The organism is Novosphingobium clariflavum (assembly GCF_026420865.1).
Classification (GTDB): Bacteria; Pseudomonadota; Alphaproteobacteria; order Sphingomonadales; family Sphingomonadaceae; genus Novosphingobium; species Novosphingobium clariflavum.
Window position 1 is genome coordinate 96,424 of record NZ_JAPCWC010000001.1, and the last position, 21,757, is coordinate 118,180.

Annotated in this window: 16 protein-coding genes and 1 pseudogene; 12 read left to right on the forward strand and 5 right to left on the reverse strand. The window is 64.0% G+C overall.

What is annotated here, in order from left to right:
* Nucleotides 1-267: 267 nt before the first annotated feature.
* From OKA11_RS00375 to OKA11_RS00385, 3 genes are read left to right on the forward strand one after another with little or no spacing between them, the layout of a single operon-like run.
* A complete protein-coding gene (locus tag OKA11_RS00375; RefSeq protein ID WP_267218236.1) occupies nt 268-900 on the forward strand; it encodes a gluconate 2-dehydrogenase subunit 3 family protein in 633 nt (210 codons plus the stop codon).
* 2 nt (nt 901-902) lie between these two features.
* Entirely contained in the window at nt 903-2,597 is a 1,695-nt protein-coding gene (locus OKA11_RS00380; protein WP_267218237.1) for an FAD-dependent oxidoreductase, read from the forward strand.
* Nucleotides 2,594-4,009, forward strand: coding sequence for an MFS transporter (locus tag OKA11_RS00385; RefSeq protein ID WP_267218238.1), 1,416 nt, complete (start codon nt 2,594-2,596; stop codon nt 4,007-4,009). The genes OKA11_RS00380 and OKA11_RS00385 overlap by 4 nt, the downstream gene beginning before the upstream one ends.
* A gap of 165 nt (nt 4,010-4,174) precedes the next feature.
* Here the strand turns inward: OKA11_RS00385 and OKA11_RS00390 are convergent.
* Both OKA11_RS00390 and OKA11_RS00395 read right to left on the reverse strand, forming a co-directional pair.
* Nucleotides 4,175-6,638 (reverse strand): annotated as a pseudogene (locus OKA11_RS00390) (TonB-dependent receptor).
* Between the two features lie 604 nt (nt 6,639-7,242).
* A complete protein-coding gene (locus OKA11_RS00395; RefSeq protein ID WP_446686309.1) occupies nt 7,243-8,070 on the reverse strand; it encodes a DMT family transporter in 828 nt (275 codons plus the stop codon).
* 146 nt (nt 8,071-8,216) lie between these two features.
* Between OKA11_RS00395 and OKA11_RS00400 the strand changes: the two genes are divergently transcribed.
* Nucleotides 8,217-9,602 carry an aminotransferase-like domain-containing protein gene (locus OKA11_RS00400; RefSeq protein ID WP_267218240.1) on the forward strand — a complete coding sequence of 462 codons (1,386 nt, stop codon included), beginning with the start codon at nt 8,217-8,219 and terminating at the stop codon, nt 9,600-9,602.
* On the opposite strand, the gene OKA11_RS00405 is transcribed toward OKA11_RS00400, so the two are convergent.
* Nucleotides 9,554-10,696, reverse strand: a complete 1,143-nt coding sequence (locus OKA11_RS00405; RefSeq protein ID WP_267218241.1) for an AraC family transcriptional regulator — start codon at nt 10,694-10,696, stop codon at nt 9,554-9,556. The genes OKA11_RS00400 and OKA11_RS00405 overlap by 49 nt on opposite strands.
* A gap of 299 nt (nt 10,697-10,995) precedes the next feature.
* Here OKA11_RS00405 and OKA11_RS00410 point away from each other — a divergent pair, with 299 nt between their 5' ends.
* The 6 genes from OKA11_RS00410 to OKA11_RS00435 all read left to right on the forward strand — a co-directional run bounded on the left by OKA11_RS00410 (nt 10,996) and on the right by OKA11_RS00435 (nt 15,128).
* The gene (locus OKA11_RS00410) at nt 10,996-11,526 is read left to right on the forward strand and encodes a nuclear transport factor 2 family protein (protein ID WP_267218242.1); all 531 of its coding nucleotides are present in this window, start codon (nt 10,996-10,998) and stop codon (nt 11,524-11,526) included.
* Nucleotides 11,523-12,413 (forward strand): SDR family NAD(P)-dependent oxidoreductase, encoded by an 891-nt coding sequence (locus OKA11_RS00415; RefSeq protein ID WP_267218243.1) that lies wholly within the window; start codon nt 11,523-11,525, stop codon nt 12,411-12,413. The genes OKA11_RS00410 and OKA11_RS00415 overlap by 4 nt, the downstream gene beginning before the upstream one ends.
* Entirely contained in the window at nt 12,410-12,964 is a 555-nt protein-coding gene (locus OKA11_RS00420) for a nuclear transport factor 2 family protein (protein ID WP_267218244.1), read from the forward strand. Before OKA11_RS00415 ends, OKA11_RS00420 begins: the two co-directional genes overlap by 4 nt.
* A gap of 5 nt (nt 12,965-12,969) precedes the next feature.
* On the forward strand, nt 12,970-13,851 hold the full coding sequence (locus tag OKA11_RS00425) for an SDR family NAD(P)-dependent oxidoreductase (RefSeq protein ID WP_267218245.1): 882 nt from the start codon (nt 12,970-12,972) through the stop codon (nt 13,849-13,851).
* A gap of 69 nt (nt 13,852-13,920) precedes the next feature.
* The gene (locus OKA11_RS00430) at nt 13,921-14,133 is read left to right on the forward strand and encodes a hypothetical protein (RefSeq protein ID WP_267218246.1); all 213 of its coding nucleotides are present in this window, start codon (nt 13,921-13,923) and stop codon (nt 14,131-14,133) included.
* A 188-nt stretch (nt 14,134-14,321) separates the two neighbouring features.
* On the forward strand, nt 14,322-15,128 hold the full coding sequence (locus OKA11_RS00435; protein ID WP_267218247.1) for a sugar phosphate isomerase/epimerase family protein: 807 nt from the start codon (nt 14,322-14,324) through the stop codon (nt 15,126-15,128).
* A 150-nt stretch (nt 15,129-15,278) separates the two neighbouring features.
* On the opposite strand, the gene OKA11_RS00440 is transcribed toward OKA11_RS00435, so the two are convergent.
* Nucleotides 15,279-15,749: an Lrp/AsnC family transcriptional regulator gene (locus OKA11_RS00440; RefSeq protein WP_267218248.1), complete on the reverse strand. Its 471-nt coding sequence runs from the start codon at nt 15,747-15,749 to the stop codon at nt 15,279-15,281.
* Between the two features lie 98 nt (nt 15,750-15,847).
* On the opposite strand from OKA11_RS00440, the gene putA reads away from it, so the two are divergent.
* Nucleotides 15,848-19,441, forward strand: a complete 3,594-nt coding sequence (gene putA, locus OKA11_RS00445; protein WP_379489303.1) for a trifunctional transcriptional regulator/proline dehydrogenase/L-glutamate gamma-semialdehyde dehydrogenase — start codon at nt 15,848-15,850, stop codon at nt 19,439-19,441.
* 384 nt (nt 19,442-19,825) lie between these two features.
* Entirely contained in the window at nt 19,826-20,374 is a 549-nt protein-coding gene (locus OKA11_RS00450) for a dihydrofolate reductase family protein (protein ID WP_267218249.1), read from the forward strand.
* Between the two features lie 34 nt (nt 20,375-20,408).
* Here OKA11_RS00450 and OKA11_RS00455 read toward each other — a convergent pair whose 3' ends face one another.
* The gene (locus OKA11_RS00455; RefSeq protein WP_267218250.1) at nt 20,409-21,623 is read right to left on the reverse strand and encodes an MFS transporter; all 1,215 of its coding nucleotides are present in this window, start codon (nt 21,621-21,623) and stop codon (nt 20,409-20,411) included.
* Nucleotides 21,624-21,757: the final 134 nt, after the last annotated feature.

Below are 21,757 nucleotides of genomic sequence, written 5' to 3' on the forward strand. Positions count from 1 at the left end.
ACCGATTGTCTCATACAAAATTAGAATGATAATTATAAAATATGTGAGAGGAAGCATGACAAGACCGCGCCTGAGAACGGGTATGCTGGCCGGAGGATCAGGGAGAGCCATCGGCCTGATGCCCCGAATCGCTGCCGAACCGGGCCCCGAGATCGAACGGGTCACCGGCATGACCGATGGGCGGCGCGCCATGTGCCTCATCGGAATGACCGTTCGGGCCAGCCGCAACGACATCGCACGCAACGCAAAACGGATGGGAGGCGGCCGATGAGCGGGGCCAACAATGGCTGGAACCGCCGCGAGTTCACTGCCGGCGCAGCGCTGCTGGCGCTGGCGCTGGGCATCCCCGCGGCGGGCGTGAAGCTCACCGATCTCGATGCCGAAGACCTGCCGAGCGATCGCCAGCGCCGTCTGATCGCGGAAGTGTCCGACCTGGTGATCCCGCGCACCGATACGCCCGGAGCGATGGACGTCGGCGTCGGCGATTTCGTGGTGCTGGCGCTTGCCCATGGGCTTGGCGGCACGCGTACGCCGATGGCTGCCGAGATGGTAACCGCCGCCACGGCTCCCTTCCGTCGCCGGGACGGATCGCTGCGCTATCTGCCCTGGCTGGAACATGCGCTCGACCGTGCGGCAGGCGGCGATTTCCTGCGCCATGGCGCCGCCGAGCGCACCCGCCTGCTGACCGCGCTCGACGATGCGGCTTTTGCGCAGGGGGCGCCGCCTTCGCCATGGAACGCGCTCAAAAGCCTGATTCTCACTGGCTATTACACCAGCGAGCCGGGCGGCTCGCAGGAGCTTCGCTACGAACTCGTTCCCGGAAAATGGGAATGGGACATCCCGCTCACCCCGGAGATGCGCGCCTTCTCCAGCGACTGGACTGCAGTGGATTTCGGCTGACAATGGAAAACAACACGCAATTCGACGCTATCGTCGTCGGCTCCGGCATCACCGGGGGCTGGGCGGCCAAGGAGCTCACCGAGGCGGGGCTCAAGGTCCTGATGGTAGAGCGCGGGCGCAATATCGAGCATCAGACAGGCTACGAGACCGAACTCAAGGCTCCGTGGGAAATGGAATATCGCGGGCAGGGCGACGCGGCGCTCTACGCCCGTGAATACCCGGTGCAGATGCTCAACCGGCATTTCAACGAGTTCACCGAAAACCACTTCGTCAACGATGCCGAGCAGCCCTACCAGAAGGCGCCGGGCAAGGAGTTCGACTGGTTCCGCTCCTACCAGCTCGGCGGTCGCTCGCTGACATGGGGGCGGCAGTGCTATCGCTGGTCGGACTATGATTTCGGCGCCAACAAGCGCGACGGTTTCGGCACCGACTGGCCGATCCGCTATGCCGATCTCGCGCCGTGGTACGACAAGGTCGAGGAATTCGTCGGCGTTTCCGGCGCGGCGGAGGGACTGGCTCAGCTTCCCGACGGGCGCTTTCTGCCGCCGATGGAACTGAACTGCGTCGAGCAGGCCGCGCGTGAGCGGATCCGCGCGAAGTACCCGGACCGGGTGATGACCATCGGGCGCACCGCCAATCTCACCGAAGCGCGCCCGGAACAGGGCCGCGCGCATTGCCAGTATCGCAGCATCTGTGCGCGCGGGTGTTCCTACGGCGCCTATTTCTCCACGCAATCGGCCACGCTGCCGGCGGCGAAGAAGACCGGGCGGCTGAAGGTCGTTACCGATGCGCAGGTCCACAAGGTCGATTACGACGCGAAGACCGGCCGTGTCACTGGCGTGCGCTGGATCGATACCAAAACCGGCGAGCACAAAGTGGCTTATGCGCGGGTCGTGTTCCTCAATGCCGGCGCGTTCAATTCGGTTCATCTGATGCTGAACTCGGCCAGCGAGGCGATGCCGCATGGCCTTGCCAATTCCAGCGGCGTGCTCGGCACGCATATCATGGACCATGCCAACACGATGGCCGCCATGGCGGTCATGCCCGGTTTCGAGGGGCGCACCAGCTTCGGCAACCGCCCGACCGGCATCGTCATTCCGCGCTTCCGCAATCTCGATACGCTGGATGGGGATGGCTTCACGCGCGGCTATTCGTTCCAGGGCGGCGCGCTGCAAGGCACCTGGACGCGCGGCAAGCGGATGGGCGGCATCGGCAAGGACTACAAGGAAGAGCTGCACAAGATCGGCCCGTGGACGATGGTGCTGGTGGTCTTCGCGGATTCGATGCCGCGCGCCAGCAATCGCCTTACGCTGAGCAAGCGCACCGATCCGCGCGGCGTCCGCCAGCTCGAGATCGCTTTTGAGCACGGCAAGGAGGAGATGGCTGCGCTTGCCGATGCCCACCGCGAGGCGACCGCGATGCTCACCGAAGCGGGCGGTCACGTCATCATGGGGTTCGACAGGCCCGGTCACGGCGGCACTTCGATCCACGAGATGGGCGGCGCGCGCATGGGTTGGGATCCGAAGACCTCGGTGCTCAATCGTCTGAGTCAGGCGCACGATATCCCGAACCTGTTTGTCACCGATGGCGCGCAGATGAGTTCATCGGCCTGCCAGAACCCTTCGCTCACGTACATGGCGCTCACCGCACGGGCCTGTGCGACGGCGGTTTCGATGCTGAAGGAAGGCGTGATTTGACGACGATCGTGTCGTCGGCGCTACCGACGGAACTGAGCGAACGGCAAAAGTCGCTCGCATACCTGACGCTGATGATCGCGCTGGTGCTGGAGATCGTCGACGTTACGATCGTCAACACTGCGCTGCCGGTGATCGAGCGCGATTTCGGGGCGGCGGCGGCGCAGGCGCAGTGGGTGGCGGCGGGTTATTCGCTCGCTTTCGCGCTTTTGCTGATGCTGGGCGGGCGGCTGGGCGATGCCTTCGGCTACAGCCGCCTGTTCATTGGCGGTGTCGCCGGTTTCACACTGGCGTCGCTGTTGTGCGGCCTATCCGCGAGTCCAGGGCAATTGATTGCCGCGCGTGTACTGCAGGGCAGTGCGGGCGCGATGATGGCGCCCCAGGTGATGGCGCTGATCCAGGTGCTGTACGGCCCGATGGAGCGGGTGGCCAAGCTGGCATGGGTCGGTGTGATCGGCGGACTATCCGCGATTTCGGGGCCGATCCTCGGCGGGATCCTGATCCATGCGAATCTGTTCGATACCGGTTGGCGCAGCGTGTTCCTGATCAACGTGCCGGTAGGGCTGGCAGCGACGATGTTGGCTGTCCGGCTCCTTCCGGGCGCACGATCCCCGCTTCCGCGAGGGATTGACGGCCGCGGCACGGCCTTGCTGGGGATGGCCATGGCGGCTTTGCTCTACCCGCTCGTGCGCGGGCACGATCTTGGCTGGAAGCCATGGCATTTCGCGTTGCTGGCAGCTTCGCCCATTGCCTTGGCACTGGTATGGCGGCGGACTGTCCGCCGGGAGGGCAAGGGGGAAGCGCCGGTCTTTCCGACCGCCTTGGCGCGGCAGCGGCAATTCGTGATGGGGCTTTCGATTGCGCTTGTCTTCGGAATTGCGACGGGGGGGTTCCTTTTTGTCTTTGCATTCGGCGCACAAACCTTGCGTGGATATTCGCCCCTTGAGACTGGACTTTTGCATGTGCCTTTCAGTGCCGGCGTGATGTTCGGGATCGCGTTTCTTGGCCGTAAGCTATTGGCATCCTACGGAAGGTGGGTCATTTTCGGGGGCATTTCCTTGATGGCGATCTTTGCGGGAATGACGCTCGGCTGGATCGAAGGGAGCATGCCTTACATATGGGCACTGCCATGCCTTGGACTGGCAGGAGTGGGCATGGGCATGACGAGCGGCCCGCTGACGCCGGTGATGCTCGCGCGCGTCGATCCAGCGCACGCTGGTGTGGCCAGCGGCATCGTCAAGACGGTCCAGGAACTGGGAATGGCTCTTGGTGTCGCGATGGTCGGAACGGCGTTCTTCGCCGGAAGCGGGCGCACGATGCTGCCTGCCATTGCCGTGATCGAGGTGTTGCTGGTCATGGCGCTGGGCTTGGCGATCCGGCTGCCCAGCGCATTGTTTCCAGAGCAGGAACGCTGACGCAAGTCAGGCCCGGAGTTCGAAAGTTCCAGTTCGAAAGCTCCGGGCCTGTCGTTGTCGCATTAGAGCGTTTTCAAATCAGGTGGAATCACCTGATGACTCGGAAAACGCGTAAAACCAAAATTATAGAGCAGTTGATCCGATGCAATCGGATCGGGAACTGCTCTAGAACTGGAAGTTCACCGATGCCGAGAACGTGCGCGGAGCACCGATGTAGGCGTAGGTCGTTGCAGTCTTGGTGATGCCTGCATCGTCGAAGGCGCCGTAATAGAACTTGTCGAACAGGTTCGTCACGTTGAGCTGAACGAAGGTCTTGTCGTTCAGGCCGAGGAAGCCCAGATTCAGGCGCGCGTCGAGATTGACGACGGTATAGGCCGGCACCTTGGCATCCCAGAGCTTGTTGCCCGAGCTGTCCTCGACAGCAACGTTCAGGCTGTTGTAGTAACGCGAGCCGGTCTTCTTGACTTCCACGCCCAGTGACGCAGGGCCGGCATTGCCTTCCAGGCGGCCACCGACGGTGTAGTGCGGCACGCCGCCTTCCATCTTGCCGGACGTTGCAGCGTAAGTGGACGTGCCGGTCTGTACGTCGTCGCGGATCTTCGACCAAAGATACGAGCCGAAGAGATAGGCGGAGATGTGCTTCTCGGGCCGGAATGCCAGGCTGCCGTCGATGCCGTAACGGTCGACCGTGCCGAGGTTGGTGTAGGTAGAGGTCTGGGTATCGGGGTTGTAGGCCGAGGAAAGGCGGTTCGAGAAGATCGTGTACCAGCCCGCGACCGAGGCCTGGAACATTCCTGAATGGTAACGCAGGCCGACGTCGAAGTTGTCGGTGGTTTCGGGCTTCGGATCGGCGGAACCGTCCGAATAGTAGAATGCGTTCGTGTAGAGGTTGTCGGTGCCCGGGACCTGAAGGCCCTTCGAGTAGTTGGCGTTCAGCGATAGTGCCGGGGTGAAGTCGTAGGTGAAGCCCACGTTGGGCAGGACCCGGCTATAGTCGAACACCTTGTTCTGCGGTGCTGCGTAAGTCGTGGTCAGGCCGGCTTCGTAAGCGGCCAGACTGTCGGCGTCGGCAAGGCAGTTCACCGAACCGGTGCTGGTATAGGTCACGCAGTTCTGCGTCAGGTTGCGGCGGAAGAACGGTACGCGCAGGCCATGCGACAACATGGAGGGCGTTGCTGGCAAAGTCGCCCGAATATTCACCCGAGACCTGGTGCAGGATCGCATAGGAAAGGCGATCGCGCTTTTGCAGGACGTTGCCGTTGACGTCCGTCAGGGCGTCGCTGGTGTTGAAATAGTTCGACGCGAAGCCGTCGGAATCGAGGTAGCCCAGTTCGCCTGTCTGGCGATGGCGGCCGCGATCATAGGTGTAGGCGACCCGGACGCGCTGGTTGTCGGACAGGTCGTAGCGGAGCGAGGCGATCACGCCGATGCGGTAGGTTTCGGTCTGGCTCGGGGCCGAGAGGCGGACCGAGTCCAGGGTGTCACCGTCACCGTTGAGATCGACGCCGCCGAAGTAGGGGGTGCCGTTGATGTATCCGCTGGCAATGGCGCTGCTGTAACTGCCTTCCTTGGCCACCACGGTGCCGCCACCGTTGGCCGAGGTGTACTGGAAGTAGGGATCAACCGTAAGCGTCAGCTTGTCGCTGAGCGTGAAGCGCGAATTGATGCGGATGTTCGCGGTCTTCGACGGGTTGTAGCGATATTCCCAGGCCGAACCGCAAGAGCTGGCGGCATCCGCCACGCCTTCCGTGCCGGAGGGGATCGTGCAGCGCGCGACAGTATAGGCGTCACGCTCATCGGCATTGGTGGGAATGCCGCTGGTATTGGTCAGCGCCCAGTCCGATGCCATGGTGTTGTGGTTGACGTTGTAATGGCCCGAGATCGCGATGAAGTCGCCGTTGTTGCCAATGGGCTGGTAGACCTTGCCGTTGAACTGGGTCTTGTCGATCTTGCCGATACCGCCGTAAAGGGCGTTGTAGGTATCCTTGGAGGCCGAGACCCACGCGCGGGTCCCGGATGAATTGAGATCCCCGGTGTTGATCATGCCGAAGATGCGCATCTTGCCGTAGTCGCCAACCGTACCGACCATGCGAGCGCCGAATTCGTGACTCGGATCGATCGAACGGTAGTTCACGGTTGATCCCGATGCCGATGCAGTCGGCGAATCGACGTCGGTGGTGCCAAGATTGACGTTGACCTGCTCGATCAATTCCGGATCGAGCTGCTGATTTGTATAAAGCGCGTAGTTTCCGGTGTCGTTGAGGGGAATCCCGTCAAAGGTCTGGGAAATGCGCGTATCATCGAAACCACGGATCATCAGGCTGCCGCCCGAGGAGCCATAGCCGTCATAGCTCTGGAAGCTGACGCCAGGGATCAGGTTGATGATCTCGTCGATCGACTGGCCCGGCGTCTCGCGGCCGATCACGTCCTTGGTCAGGACCTGCTTGGCTTTCGGGGTGGCCGGGATCACGATGCCGGCAATGTCGTTCTGGGCCTTGCCGGTGACGACGATGTCCGAATTCTCGAAATCGAGCGAGCCGGTGGATTGGGCGCGCGCCGGGGCGGAACCGAGCGCGCAGGCGATCGCGAGGCTCGCCGCCGAAGCGACGAGAAGGGAGCGTTTCTGCATTGGATCTACGACCTCATAGGTGCTCCCCCAGCAAGGGGGAGCGTCATGGCTTCAGCATGCGTCTCCAAGCTCCTGGAAGCACAATCGTCCGCCAACGGTCGTCTTCAGCAGCCAGAGCGTCGCTGCTGCAGAAGTCATAACCGCCCCTATATGACAGTGTCGAGACAGTGGTGCAGTGGTTTAGTGAAGTTCGTTGCAAAAATATTGAAGTGATGATTATTGGCAACGGTAAATTTCAACATTCATCGTTATTTCATTGATATTTCTATTTAGGTTTACACTAATGCCTAGAAGAAATATTGATGAAAAGTATTGGTGATTTTGTTGCAATACGGAGCGCAGCCCAGAAAATCGTTTGAAAATTGCCAGCAGGGGCCTTCGCGAGGCGGCGCCGGCCCTCTCCCATACCCTGCCACCCGCAGGACACTATCGATCGGTGGCGGGGAATGGGAAAGGACCGGTGCCGTTAGAGCGTTTTCTAATCAGGTGGAATCACCTGATTACTCGGAAAACGCGTAAAACCAAAATCTTAGAGCAGTTGATCCAATGCAATCGGATCGGAAACTGCTCTAAATTCGCATGTCGCGAATTTTCAAACGGTCTCTCAGGCGAAGCGCTTTGCGCCAGCGACACTGCCGATTACGACCATCGTTGCTGCCAGCATGAGCGATGAAACGTGTTCGTTCAGTAGCACGGATGCGAGACCGAGGCCGAGGAATGGCTGAAGCAGTTGCAGTTGTCCAACCCGCGCAATTCCGCCCAGGCTTAGTCCGCGGTACCAGAAGATGAAGCCCACCAGCATCGAGAAGACCGAGACATAGGCCAGCCCGAGCCAACTGGATGTGCCGATTGTGCCGAGTCCGGCCTGGGGCCAGAACTGGATCGCGCCGAGAGCCGCGAGTGGTATGCACAGTGCCAGGGCCCAACTGATGACCTGCCATCCACCAAGTTCGCGAGTCAGCACCGCGCCTTCGGCATAGCCCAGGCCGCATACGGCGATGGCCAGGATCATCAGGCCGTCGCCCGCGGCCGAGGAATGTCCATCGTTGGTAAGGGCAAAGCCACCCACCGCGAGCGCACCGATCAGGGCGAAGATCCAGAACGCCGGAGAAGGGCGCTCACCGGCGCGGATTACTCCGAAGATCGCGGTACTGAGGGGGAGCAGGCCCATGAACACCAGTGAACGGGCCGACGACATGTGCTGGAGGGCAAGCGCAGACAGCAAGGGAAAGCCGATGACGCAGCAACCTGCGACAACCGAGAGCTTTTGCCACTGCCGCCCTGTCGGAAGCGGCTGGCGCAATGCCGCCAGCAGCAGGGCGGCCAGCAGGCCGGCGATCAGCGCGCGTGCGCAGGTCAGCAGCAGAGGTGATATTCCCAGCACCGCCAGGCGCGTCGCCGGCATCGAGCCGCTGAAGACGATGACGGCCATGAGGCCGCTTCCCCAGCCCTTAAAGGAATTCTGCATGTGTGATCTCTCCAGGTCCGAGGGGCCGGGATCTAGCGAAGGCCGCTGGTCTTGCCAGCTACAGTGCGATACAGAATGATTAATCTGTACTGATATAGAGAGCGATACAATTGGCTGAGGTAACCCAGACTGGACGAGTCACTGAGGGCATCCGCAGTCGCATTGCGACGCGGTCGCTCTGTGCGGGGGACCGGTTGCCTTCGGTTAGGCGCAGCGCGGCCGATTTCGGCGTTTCACCGGCTACGGTGGTGGAGGCCTATGACCGCCTGGTCGCCGAAGGCCTGATCGCGGCGGTCCCCCGCTCGGGCTTTTTTGTCAGTCATCTGGCGGGGGCACCGCAGGGACCGGCCGCCCATGCGCCTTTACGAGAGCACGAGATCGATCCCTTCTGGGTGTCTCGTCAGTCGCTCGATTCTTCCCAGTCGATCGACAAGCCGGGCTGCGGCTGGTTGCCGCCTGACTGGATGCCGCAGCGTGCCTTGCAGAAGGCGCTGCGCGAGGTCAGTCGGGATGGCGATCTGTTGACGCTTTACGGGACCACGGCAGGCGATCCCGTGCTGAGACGCCAGATCGCCTTGCGATTTGCCGCCGAGGGGCTGGAGTGCGATCCGGATCGGATCCTGCTGACCCAGTCGGGGTCGCAGGCGATCGACCTCATTTGCCGGTTGCTCTTGGTCCCCGGTGATACGGTGCTGCTCGACGATCCGTGCTACTTCAATTATCAGGCGCTGATCGCCGCCCACAAGGTGCGGGCCGTCAGTGTGCCGTTTCTGCGTTCCGGCCCCGATCCCGCCGCGTTCGAGTCGATTGTCGCAGCCCAGCGGCCGCGCCTCTACATCACCAATTCGAACCTTCATAATCCGACGGGAGGCAGCCTCAGCCTGACGAGCGCCCACCGACTTTCGGGCATCGCGGCGGCGCACGGCATGGTGATCGTCGAGGACGATATATTTGCGGATTTTGCGCCGGGCGTGCCGACCATGGCCGCGCTGGATGGTCTTTCGGGTGTGATCCGCGTCGGCAGCTTTTCGAAGACGCTGTCGGCCGCCTTGCGCTGCGGCTACATCGCGGCGCGGCCGGAGTGGATCGATGCCTTGACTGACCTGCAACTGGCGACAGGTTTCGGCGGCCCGCCACCGATCGCCACGAGCGCGATAAGCAGGGTTCTCGCTGGCGGCGGGTATCGACGCCACATGGAAGAGCTCCGCCGCCGCCTTGCCAGGGCGCGGCAGGCCATGGCGCTTCGCCTCACGGCGATCGGGATCGTGCCGCAGGGAGATCCGGTGGGGGGCTTCACTTTGTGGTGCCGCTTGCCCGATGGGGTGGACAGTGCCGTGCTTGCCCGGCGCTGTCTGGCCCGAGACGTCGTTCTGGCGCCCGGCAATGTCTTCAGCCCGAGCCAGAGCGCGACCTCGTTTCTGAGGATTAACGTCGCGCATACGAGCGATCATGCGCTCTTGCAGTTGGAACTGTCGATGCGGGGCGCAACCCCTTGACCTGTAGCGACGTTCCCATGGTTCGCTAGCCAGCCTGAAGCTGCGGTTCGTAGATCTGTGGGGCTCATGGCGAAGACCTGTCTGGAAAAGTGACTCAGCGCAGATTGCTCGGCGAAACCCAGCTTTTGGGAGATCTCGCAGATCTGGAGATCTGTCTGCTCCAGATAGAAGAGCAGGCGGTCGGCCCTGACCTCATCCTTGATCTGCTGGAATGTCAGACCTTCCTCGCGAAGGCGCCGGTTCAGCGTACGCGGGTGCATGCCGAGAAGACTTGCCACAAGTTCGGTATTGCAGCCGTTCATCCAGAGCCGTGGCATGATGATCGCGCGGACTTGCAAGCTGGCTGGGTGAGGCGATCCGCCGTGGTTTTTGCATAAGTGTGCCACGGTCCGTGTCAGTTCGTGCCGATCGGCTTCGTGCACCGGGCAGGCCATGTCGTCGGCACGAAAGACGATGCCGTCCTCGTCCCGGACAAAGCGCACATCGCATCCGAAGTTGCGCCGGTAGGTTCGGGGGGACGAAATCGCGTCGTGACGCAGGTGAATCGCGCGCGCCCGAACGCGTCCTAAGGTCAGTGCCTGGGCGCCCAGATGACCCAACAGGAGAAGTTGCTCGATGCTCTGGCTGCGTCGGGAATGGCCGGAAATCAGGAGGTCATGGCCGACGAAGACATGGTCGCGCGAGGCGCTTTGCCCGCGCCATATCCGGCTGGCGCGAGAATGCGCGCCGCTATGGCGAACGGCCTGATCGATTGCTGCACCAAAAGTTGGCGAATGGCGCATCGCCCTGCCGACGAGGGCGTGGGCACCCTTTCCGCCCTGCCGCCGCGCAAGACGCATGCCGAAATCGGGGAGGCCGAGGCGCGCGGCAGCGGTTTCCATGGCGAGAATCCACTGGGCACAGGTGACTGCGTTTTCTTCCTCGCAGCCAAATGGTTCGATCCCGGCCGTTTCGAGGATTTCGGCGGACTTGCCGCCAAGGCTTGCGACCAATTCGGGGAAATGGCGCAGGAGCGGGGCGCGTATGACGTCGTCGCCTTGCAGGCATGCACTGCGGTGATTGGCGCCCCTGCGCGTGTTGCGATAGTCTTGCATCTCCGCCTCGCGTGGTTCGCCGATCCGGTTTGTTTCTTGCTCTCATCATGGAGCCGCCCGATACGACGGACCGGGAGCTTGCCCCCTTCTTGCCGTCATGTCTGCACGGAGCGCGTCGCCTGTGCGTTTTCCGGCCAAGGTGCGGGGCGCGGCTGGCGGGCAGGGCGGATTGTCCGGATTCAACAAGCGGGGCCATGACTGCATGCGCCATGAAGGCGCGGGAATCGAGCCGGCCTCCATGGAGCTGCGCTCGACGAGGTTCTGGCCACTCCGGCGAGGAGGCCTTCGGGAGAGAACAGATGGAACCCTTGGTCCAACGGATGATTGACCGCGAGGCGATCCGCGATTGCATCGCCCGTCTTGCCCGCGGAGAGGATCGGCGCAGTGCCGACCTCATCCGGGCCTGCTGGTGGCCGGAAGCGCGTTTCGACTACGGCGTGCACAGCGGCGATTTCGAGACTTATCTGGCCTGGGTGGTGCCGGGTGCCGATGCGATCAAGGATACCCAGCATCTGATCGGGCAGTCGGTCATCGAACTCGCCGACGAGGCGGCGCAGGCCGAAACACACGTATTCTCTTATCACCGCATCGATATGGGAAAGGGAGACCGCGATACCTGCATCGGCGGGCGCTATCTCGATCGTTTCGAAAAGCGCAGCGGGGAATGGCGCATTGCCGATCGGGTGATGCTCTACGAGTGGGAGCAGGATTGGGGCGCAGCGGCGGACTGGTCGCAGGGGGTGATGGGCTATCCCTTCAGCGCCGGGCATTTCACCGGCCGGGCCAATGGCGATTACAGCGAGCGCTGGTTCGCGGGACACGTCGGATGAGCGCGCCGCTGGCAGGCAAGGTTGCGCTGGTCACCGGTGCGAGCCGGGGCATCGGCAAGGGGATCGCACTGGTGCTGGCCGAGCAGGGGGCGACGGTCTACGTCACCGGGCGCACTGTCAGCGAGGGGGACTATTATCTTCCTGGCACAGTTGGCGGGACCGCCGCCGAATGCGACGCGCGCGGGGCGGCGAGCGGTGGACGCGGCATTGCGGTTGCCTGCGATCATGGTGATGACCTGGCTGTCGCGGCTCTGTTCGAGCGGATCGCTGCCGAGGCGGGGCAGCTCGACATTCATGTCAACAACGCCTTCTCGCTGTCCGACGATCTGCTCGAACCTAAGGGTTTCTGGGAAAAGCCGCTGGCCAATCTGGAAATGTGGGATGTTGGCGTAAGGTCCAACTATGTTGCCGCCTGGCATGCAGCGCGGCTGATGGTGTCGCAGAAATCCGGCCTGATCGTGGCGATCTCGGGCTTTGCTGCCGTTACGTACACGTATGGTGTGATTTTCGGGACTTCGAAGACGGCGGTAGGCAGGATGGCGCGGGACATGGCGGTGGAACTGGAGCCGCATGGCGTCGCCTCGCTCACGCTCTGGCAAGGACTTACGCTGACCGAGAAAGCCAGGGATAATTTGGCAAGGATGGGCGAGCGGATGACGACGTCGATCACGCAGATGCAGGCCAGCAGCGTCGAGCATCCCGGCCGTGTGGTGGCCGCGTTGGCCGCCGATCCCGCGGTAATGAAGCGTTCCGGCGGGGAGTTCATCACGGCGGAACTGGCGCAGGATTACGGGCTGACCGATATTGACGGACAAGTGATAGCCTCCGCGCGGGCCTTGCGCGGATCGCCGCTCTGGCAGCCAATCGCGCAAGGCGTGGAGGCATGACGGCGGATCGTGACGCTCGGATCGATGCCTTGCTCGATAAGCAGGACATCCTCGAATGCCTCGCCCGCTTTTCGCGCGGGATGGATCGGTTCGACCGGGCGATCTACCTTTCTGCCTTCTGGGGCGATGCGGAAATGGCGGCGGGGCCGTTCGTGGGCAGTGCCGCCGACTGTTGGGAATGGGCTGCGCCGATGCACGAAGCGGGACAGATCCTCACCCACCACGCCTTGCTCCAGAGCAGCATCGATCTGGATGGTGACACTGCCCATGGCGAGACTTACTACCAGTTTGTCGGCCGCAACCGCGACGAGAGCCTGTGGATCGCCGGCGGGCGGTATGTCGACCGGTTCGAACGGCGCGGCGGCGAATGGAAGATCGCGCTGCGCATCAATGTGATCGAATGGGGCTGCATGCCCCCGCCAATGCCAGTGCCTTTTGCCGATGTGCCCGATGTCGCGCTCAACGGCGTTTCGAGCCGGAGCAAGGATGACCCCTCGTATCAGCGGCCGCTGACCAATCGGCGTGCCCCTGCCAATCCGGCGAAGGGGTGAGCGGCATGGCGCGCATTTCGGATGGATTGGCGGGCCGGGTCGCGGTCGTTACCGGGGCCAGTCGCGGGATCGGCAAGGGCATCGCCTGCGCGCTCGCGGACCATGGGGCGAGGGTCTATGTCACCGGCCGCACGGTTGCCGAGGGGCAGAGCGTATTGCCGGGGACGCTGGCGCAGACCGTCGAGGAAGTCGAAGCCCGTGGCGGCACGGGCGTTGCGGTGCCACTCGACCTGATGGACGATGCGCAGATAGATGCGCTGTTCCAGCAGGTGCGCCGGGACGAGGGGCGGCTCGACATCCTCGTCAACAACGCGATGGCCATTCCCGAGACGATGACCGGGCGTGAGGGGTTCTGGGAAAAGCCGCTGGACGAATGGCAGATATGGGATACCGGCATGCGCGCGGCCTATGTCGCGGCCTGGCATGCCGCAAGGATCATGGTGCCACAAGGATCGGGTCTGATCGCGGCCCTGTCGGGTTATGTCGGCGTGACTTATACCTATGATGTTGTGTTCGGCACCACCAAGGCAGCGACCGATCGGATGATGCGCGACATGGGCCACGAGCTGCGCGGAACCGGCGTGACGGCGCTGTCGTTGTGGCAGGGCTTCACGTTTACCGAGCGGACGAGAGAGAACCTCAAGTCCGTGCCGGGTATGGCAGCGCAACTTGGCAGCGCCGCAGGGTCCTCGCCGGAGTTTCCGGGGCGGGTGCTCGCGGCGCTGGCGATGGATCCGGCGGTCGCTGCGCGCTCTGGCGGAACTTTTATCAATGCCGAACTCGCGGCGGAATATGGCGTGACCGATCGGGACGGAAAGGTCGTCGCATCCCTGCGCGATAGGCGCGGCGCACCGCTCTGGGCGCCGGGCGATACGACGCGGGCCTGATCGGCATTACGCCGGTATTTGAAGCGCCCCGGCGCTCAGCGACTGGAAATCGCCCAGCCAGGCTCGGATATGGTCGATCAGGTGCTATCCGCTTGCGCCCAGCCAGCCGCCGCCTGCCTGCCTGTCGAACCACCAACGTGGCAGGCGGGCGGCCGGGGCGGCGCAGAGGGGGATGAACTGATCCATCGCGAGGAAACGCGGCTCGCCGATCAGGCCCTCACGGATAGCCTGTCCGAACAGGGCGCGTTCCGGAAGCCGGCGGCACGCAGCGCAGGTATGTGAACACGGACGCCGATACCGGTTCTCACGACAATCGCTGCGATCTTGCCCATGCCAGCGTCTTCCTTGAACCTATGCGGACTGCCGAGCCGGATGGGCACTAACCGCCCAAGCGATTTTCGATGATGCCGGACACGCTCCTGACGAAACGGGATAGCATGCCCGTTCGTTCGCCGACCGCGAGAGTGAGAATGAGGCCGATCAGCCTGGAATTCGCGAGTACCTTCGGTTTGCCGCCGGTCGAGGCCGTGCGGTTGGCTTCGCGGCTGGGCTTCCGGCACATCAGTACGCCACTTCAGCCTGCGCGCGCCAGCCTTGCGGGTTATCAGCGCTTCTCGCTGCGCGATGACATCGTGCTACGCCGGGATCTGCGTGCGGCGATGGCGGAAACGGGCGTAACGATTGCGTCGGGCGAAGGGGTTGCGATTGTGCCGGAACACGATGTGCGCGATCTTTATTCGGGCGATCTGGCGATCATGGAGGGGCTCGGCATTCCCCGCATCAATGTCGTCAGCCTCGATCCCGATCTACCCCGTAGCTTCGATCAACTGGCGATGCTGTGCGAACTGGCGAGCGGTTTTGGCATCGAGACGCTGATCGAATTCGTGCCGATCTTTCCGATCTGCAATCTGGAAACGGCACAACGAGCGATCGCCCATGTGGGCCGCCGGGATTGCCGGGTGATGTTTGACACCATGCATTTCTGCCGGACGGGCGGGCGTCCTGCGGATCTCGCCGCCTTTGATCCCGATGCGATCGGCTATATCCAGCTTTGCGACGTTCCTGCCCAGCGGGTTCTGGCAGACTACATGGAGGAGGCCATCTGCGAACGCCTGGCGTGCGGCGAGGGAGACCTGCCATTGGCCGAATTGCTCGCCTTGCTACCGAAAGACCGGATCGTCGGCCTGGAAGTGCCGCAGCGCTCGCAGCAATTGGCCGGAGTTCCATTGGAGGAACGGCTTGCGCATTGCCTCGCGGCAGCGCGGCGGTTCGTCTAGAACGTTTTTCGAACGGAGTGGAACACGCAGTGACCCGGAAGAACGCGGAAAACAAAGAATCTGGAGAGCCCGATCTGATTCAATCAGATCGGAAAACGCTCTAGAGCGTTTGCCAATGAGGTGGAAACACCTGATGGCCCGGAAACGGCTCTAGCTGCCGGTGTCCTTGACGGTTTCCATGGCGACGTACGTAGACGTGCTGGAGACGTGCGGCAGGTTGGACAGTTTTTCGCCCAGAACCTCGCGATAGCGGCGGATGTCGCGGGTACGCACCTTGAGCAGATAATCGAAGTGGCTGGCAAGCATGTGGCACTCCTCTACCTCGGGAATGCGCCGCACCGCTGCGTTGAATTCCGTGAGGGCCTGTTCGCGGGTGTCGGAGAGCTTCACTTCGGTGAAGGCCACGTGATCGAGCCCGAGCGCTGCGGGATCGACCACGGCCTGGAAGCCCCGGATCACGCCCGAATCGACCAGTCGGCGCAGGCGTACCTGGCATGGCGTCTTGGACAGGCCGACCACGCGGGCGAGTTCGGTGACGCTCATCCGCCCGTCGTTTCTGAGCGCGGCGACGATCTTGCGATCGTGCTCATCCAAGGTGACTGATTTGATTGTTTTCACCATGCATTTTGCCTACGTTGATCCGCAATATAAGTCCATATGGACTGCTTCACCCGCGTGAAAAGTCGGATTGCCAAGAGGACACGCGATATTCTGCGCACATGACCCAGACCGCGCCTTTTGCCGCTTTCGCTCCTGCCGTTCGTGAACCCACCGAACTGCGCCGTGCCATCACCGCAGCCTATCGCAGGGACGAGGCCGAATGCATGGCCCCGTTGCTGGCCGCCGCGACGCTGCCCGACGCCACCCGCGCCGCGGTTCGTGCGGCCGCGAGCAACCTTGTCACCACGCTGCGCGCCAATCACAAGGGCACCGGCGTCGAGGGTCTGGTGCAGGAATACTCGCTGTCGAGCGAGGAGGGCGTGGCGCTCATGTGTCTGGCGGAGGCGCTGCTGCGCATTCCCGACGATGCCACCCGCGATGCGCTGATCCGCGACAAGATCGCTGGCGGCGACTGGGGGGCGCACCTTGGCAATGGCAAGTCGCTGTTCGTCAATGCCGCCACCTGGGGCCTTGTGGTCACCGGAAAGCTGGTCGGCAGCGTCGATGACAAGGGCCTTGGCGCCGCGCTGACGCGCCTTGTCGCACGCGCCGGTGAGCCGGTGATCCGCCGCGGCGTCGACATGGCGATGCGCCTGATGGGCGAGCAGTTCGTCACCGGCGAAACCATCGACGAAGCGGTGAAGCGTGCCCGCGAACTGGAAGAAAAGGGCTTCCAGTACAGCTACGACATGCTGGGCGAAGCGGCCACCACGGCGGCCGACGCGGACCGCTACAACACCGACTACGTCAATGCGATCCACGCCATCGGCAAGGCCAGCGCCGGGCGCGGCGTCTATGGCGGCCCCGGCATCTCGATCAAGCTTTCCGCCCTCCACCCGCGCTATGTTCGCGCGCAGGCGAGCCGTGTGATGGGCGAACTGCTGCCGCGCGTGAAGGCGCTGGCAGTGATCGCCAAGGGCTATGACATCGGCCTCAACATCGATGCCGAGGAAGCCGACCGGCTCGAACTCTCGCTGGATCTGCTGGAAAGCCTCGCGCTCGATCCCGATCTGGCGGGCTGGGACGGCCTTGGCTTCGTGGTGCAGGCCTATGGCAAGCGCTGCCCCTATGTGCTCGACTGGATCATCGATCTGGCCCGCCGTGCCGGACGCCGCATGATGGTGCGTCTGGTCAAGGGCGCCTATTGGGATGCCGAGATCAAACGCGCGCAAGTCGATGGCCTCGCTGATTTCCCGGTGTTCACCCGCAAGGTCCATACCGACGTGTCCTATGTCGCCTGCGCGCAGAAGCTGCTGGCCGCCCCGGATGCGGTGTTCCCGCAGTTTGCCACCCACAACGCGCAGACGCTGGCGACGATCTACCAGCTTGCCGGGCCGGACTTCGCCATCGGCAAGTACGAGTTCCAGTGCCTGCACGGCATGGGCGAGCCGCTCTATTCGCAGGTTGTCGGCAAGGACAAGCTGGACCGTCCCTGCCGCATCTACGCGCCGGTCGGCACGCATGAGACGCTGCTGGCCTACCTCGTGCGCCGCCTGCTGGAGAACGGCGCGAATTCCTCGTTCGTGAACCGCATCGCCGATCCGGCGGTGCCGGTGGACGAGATGGTCGCCGATCCGGTCGATATCGTCCGCGCCATGCCGCACCCCGGCGCGCGCCATAGCGAGATTGCCGCACCTGCCGGCCTCTACACCGGCCGCCGCAACTCCGCCGGTATCGATCTGGCCGACGAGACGGCATTGACTGCGCTGACCGCCGCGCTCCAGGCTTCGGTGACGCGCGAATGGTTCGCGATGCCCGCCAATGCGCAGGGCAAGGTGCGCGACGTGCTGAACCCCGCCGATCACCGCGACGTGGTGGGCAAGGTGATGGAAGTGGCGCCCGAAGCCGCTGCCGTCATGGTCGCGCGTGCTGCCATCAGCCGCTGGGGCGGTACGCCGGTGGCCGACCGCGCCGCCATGCTCGATGCCGCCGCCGACGTGATGCAGGCACGGATTGGCGAGCTGATGGGCCTCGTCATCCGCGAAGCCGGCAAGTCCGCCGCCAACGCCATCGCCGAAGTGCGCGAGGCGATCGACTTCCTGCGCTATTATGCGCAGCAGGCTCGCGCGACGTTCGGGGTGGAGCAGCAGGCACTTGGCCCGGTGGTCTGCATCAGTCCGTGGAACTTCCCGCTGGCGATCTTCGCCGGACAGGTTGCAGCCGCGCTCGTCGCCGGCAACACCGTGCTGGCCAAGCCCGCCGAAGAGACCCCGCTGATCGCCGCCGAAGCCGTGCGCATCCTGCACGAAGCCGGCGTTCCGGCCGACGCGCTGCAACTGGTTCCGGGCGACGGCAAGGTCGGCGCTGCGCTGGTGGCCGCGCCGCAGGTGGCCGCCGTCATGTTCACGGGCTCGACCGAAGTTGCCCGCCTGATCCAGAAGCAGCTCTCGAGTCGCACCTCGGCGGATGGCCATGCCATTCCGCTGATTGCCGAGACCGGCGGCCAGAACGCGATGATCGTCGATTCCTCCGCGCTCGCAGAGCAGGTGGTGGCTGACGTCATCGCGTCGGCTTTCGATTCCGCTGGCCAGCGCTGCTCGGCGCTGCGCGTACTGTGCCTTCAGGAAGACGTGGCCGACCGTACGGTGAAGATGCTGAAGGGCGCGCTGGCCGAACTCTCGGTCGGCAACACCCAGACGCTGGCGACCGACATCGGCCCGGTCATCACCGCCGAGGCGCAGGGCAACATCGCCGCGCATATCGAGACGATGAAGGCGCGCGGCTGCACGGTGGAGCAGGTGGCGATCCCCGCCGACTGCGCATTGGGCACGTTCGTCGCGCCCACCATCGTCGAGATCGATAGCATTGCCCAGCTCGGCCGCGAGGTCTTCGGCCCCGTGCTCCACGTCGTCCGCTTCCGCCGCGACGATCTGCCGGGCCTGATCGATGCGATCAACGGCACCGGCTATGGCCTGACCTTCGGCCTGCACACCCGCCTCGACGCCACGGTGGAGCGCGTTACCTCGGCGGTGAAGGCGGGCAACCTCTACGTCAACCGCAACACCATCGGCGCGGTCGTCGGCGTGCAGCCGTTCGGCGGGCGCGGGCTATCGGGCACCGGCCCCAAGGCGGGCGGCCCGCTCTACCTTGGCCGGCTGGTTACCAAGGCCCCCGAAGTGCTCGGTCCGGCCGGGCACGGTGCGCCGCTGGTGGAAGCCTTCGCCGCATGGCTGGAGAGCGTGGGCGAGGCGAGCGCGGCTGCCGAGGCGCGCAAGATCGGTGCGGCATCCGCGCTCGGCACCGAGACCGAGCTGGCCGGTCCGGTGGGCGAGCGCAATCTCTACGCTCTCCATCCGCGCGGCCGCGTGCTGCTGCGCCCGGTGACCCGCGCCGGACTGTTCGCGCAGATGGCGGCTGTCCTGGCCACCGGTAACACGGCGAGCGTTGAGGGCATGGCGGTTCCCGGCGGCCTGCCTGCCGAGATCGAGGCGCGCTTCCACCCGCAGGCGGGTGAAGCCTTCGCTGCCTGCCTTGTGGAAGGGGATGCCGCTGCCGTGCGCGCGGCCTGCGAGGCCGTGGCCGAGCTGCCGGGACCGATCGTGCCGGTGCATGTCAGCGCCGGACCCAATGGCGCCTGGCTGCTGGAGGAGGTGTCCACCTCGATCAACACCACGGCGGCGGGCGGCAATGCCAGCCTGATGATGATCGGCTGAGGCGCAGCGTCATTGCTGCGATTCGGGCGGGCCGCTCCCTTCGTAGGGGGCGGCCTGCTGTCGTTTGCACGGCGCGTTCGCGGTCAGCAGGCTGGGCAGGTTGACACAGTTGACACGGTCCACGGCAAAAAAGTCCGGGCTGTCACCATGTCCCTCATCCAGAGGCCAAGCCGTTCAAACTGAACATGAAAGATTCGTCGTTCGAAGCATGGCGGCAGCCTGGCAGAACATGGCTAGGTAGGAAAACGATAGGCCCCCGCAACAATCGCCGCACCCCGTTCTGCGACCGACTCGTCCTCGTTCTTTCCGATTCCGGATATGGGCATTCTTCACAAGTAGGCGGCGAGCCACCACAGGAGTATGGTGTCTAGCGGAGAAATACCTATGGGCAGGATGATCGTAGAGGCCGCCACGAGCATCGACGGCTATTGGGTCGATGCCGAAGGCGTCAGCGTTTTTCCCATCGATGCGCAGCGCCGCGCTCGCATGGTGGCGCGTCTGTCGCAGTCCTGCGGGGCCGTGGTCATGAGCGCCAAGGCCTTTGCCGCTGCCGGCGAGCCGGACTGGTATGCCGACAACTACGAGCTGCAGGTACCGATCTTCGTGGTGACCGAGCGCGTTCCAGTGCCCGCCCCGCGCGAAAATGCGCGGCTGCGCTTTCATTTTCTGCCCGATTTCACCTCTGCGCTGGCGGCGGCCGAACGCGAGGCGGGAGACAAGGCGGTGCTGGTGATCGGCGGGGCACGTACCGTGACCGCCGCGCTCAGCACCGGCAGGACCGACGAGATCTGGCTCCACGTCATGGCGCGCACGCTTGGCAGGGGCGCTCCGCTGTTCGACCAGGACATGCCTTTCGCGGACTACTTCGTCTCCGAGATGGAGAACACGCCGAGCGCCGTCCACATGCGGCTGGAGCGGCGCTGCCAAGCCTGACCTGACCCTGACCCTGACCCTGACCCTGACCGGGTCAGGCGTAGGCGCAGGCGGGAGCCGCGTCCATATCCGCGCCGCGCTTGTGGTGCAGCAGCGTCAGCAGGAACACCGCCAGACCGCCGAGCGACAGGCCCGCGCCGATCCAGCCGGTCGAGGTAAGCCCCCACCCTGCCGAGATGGCAAGGCCGCCCAGCCACGGCCCCAGTGCGTTGGCGAAGTTGAAGGCGCTGTGGTGCGCGGCGGCGGCGAGGGCCTGCGCCTCGCCGGCCACGTCCATCAGGCGGGTCTGGAGGATCGTGCCGAGCCCGCCGGAGAAACCGACCATCAGGATCACCGGGATCAGCGACCACAGGCTTCCTGCCGCAAAGGGGAACAGGGCAAGGCTGAAGGCGCTGAACAGCAGGGCACCGATAGCAGCCCGGCTCTGTGCGCGGTCCGCGGCCCAGGCCCAGAACAGGTTGCCCACGGTCATGCCCACGCCGAACACGGCGAGCACCACCGGAACCAGACCTTCCGATACCTTGGTCACCTCGATCATCGTCGAGGCGACATAGGTATAGACTGCGAAGAGGCCGCCGAAGCCGATGGCGCCGGTCAGCAGCGTCAGCAGGACCTGAGGGCGGCGCAGCGCGCTCAGTTCACGCGCGGCGCTGGCGCCTTCGGCAGGGGGCTGGTGGGGGGCGAAGAGCGCGACCGAGGCCATCGTCATCAGCGCCAGCACCGAAACCACCGCAAAGCCCGCGCGCCAGCCCAGCGCCTGGCCCAGCCAGTTGGCCGCCGGCACGCCGATGATGGTGGCGACGGTCAATCCGGACATGACCATGGCTACGGCCTGGGCACGGCGGTTCTCCGCCACCATCGATGCCGCCACCAGCGCGGCGACGCCGAAGTAGGCGCCGTGCGGAAGGCCGGAGAGGAAGCGGAACGCGATCAGCAGCGGATAGCTGGGGGCAAGCGCCGAAAGCCCGTTGCCCAGCGCAAACAGCGCCATCAATCCGATCAGCAATGCCCGGCGTCCCATCCGGGCCGCCAGCACCGCGATGATCGGCGCGCCGACGAAGACGCCCAGTGCATAGGCGCTGATCGCGTGGCCTGCCTGCGGTTCGGTCAGGTGCAGGTCGCGGGCAAAATAGGGCACGAGGCTCATCGCCGCGAATTCGGTGGTCCCGATCGCAAAAGCCCCCATCGCCAGCGCAAAGGTGACGAGGGCGGGACGGGTATGGGCGGGCTTGTTATGCTGATCGGTCATGTTGCACTGCAATATTGGGGGCATCTGGCACTTAGGGGAGTCCGGCGCAAAGCCAAGGGATGAAGTGTGTGCGATTTTTGCATCCTGAAATTCACGGTGTGCAACTGGGGTTGCGGCAATCCGGCAGCGTCCAT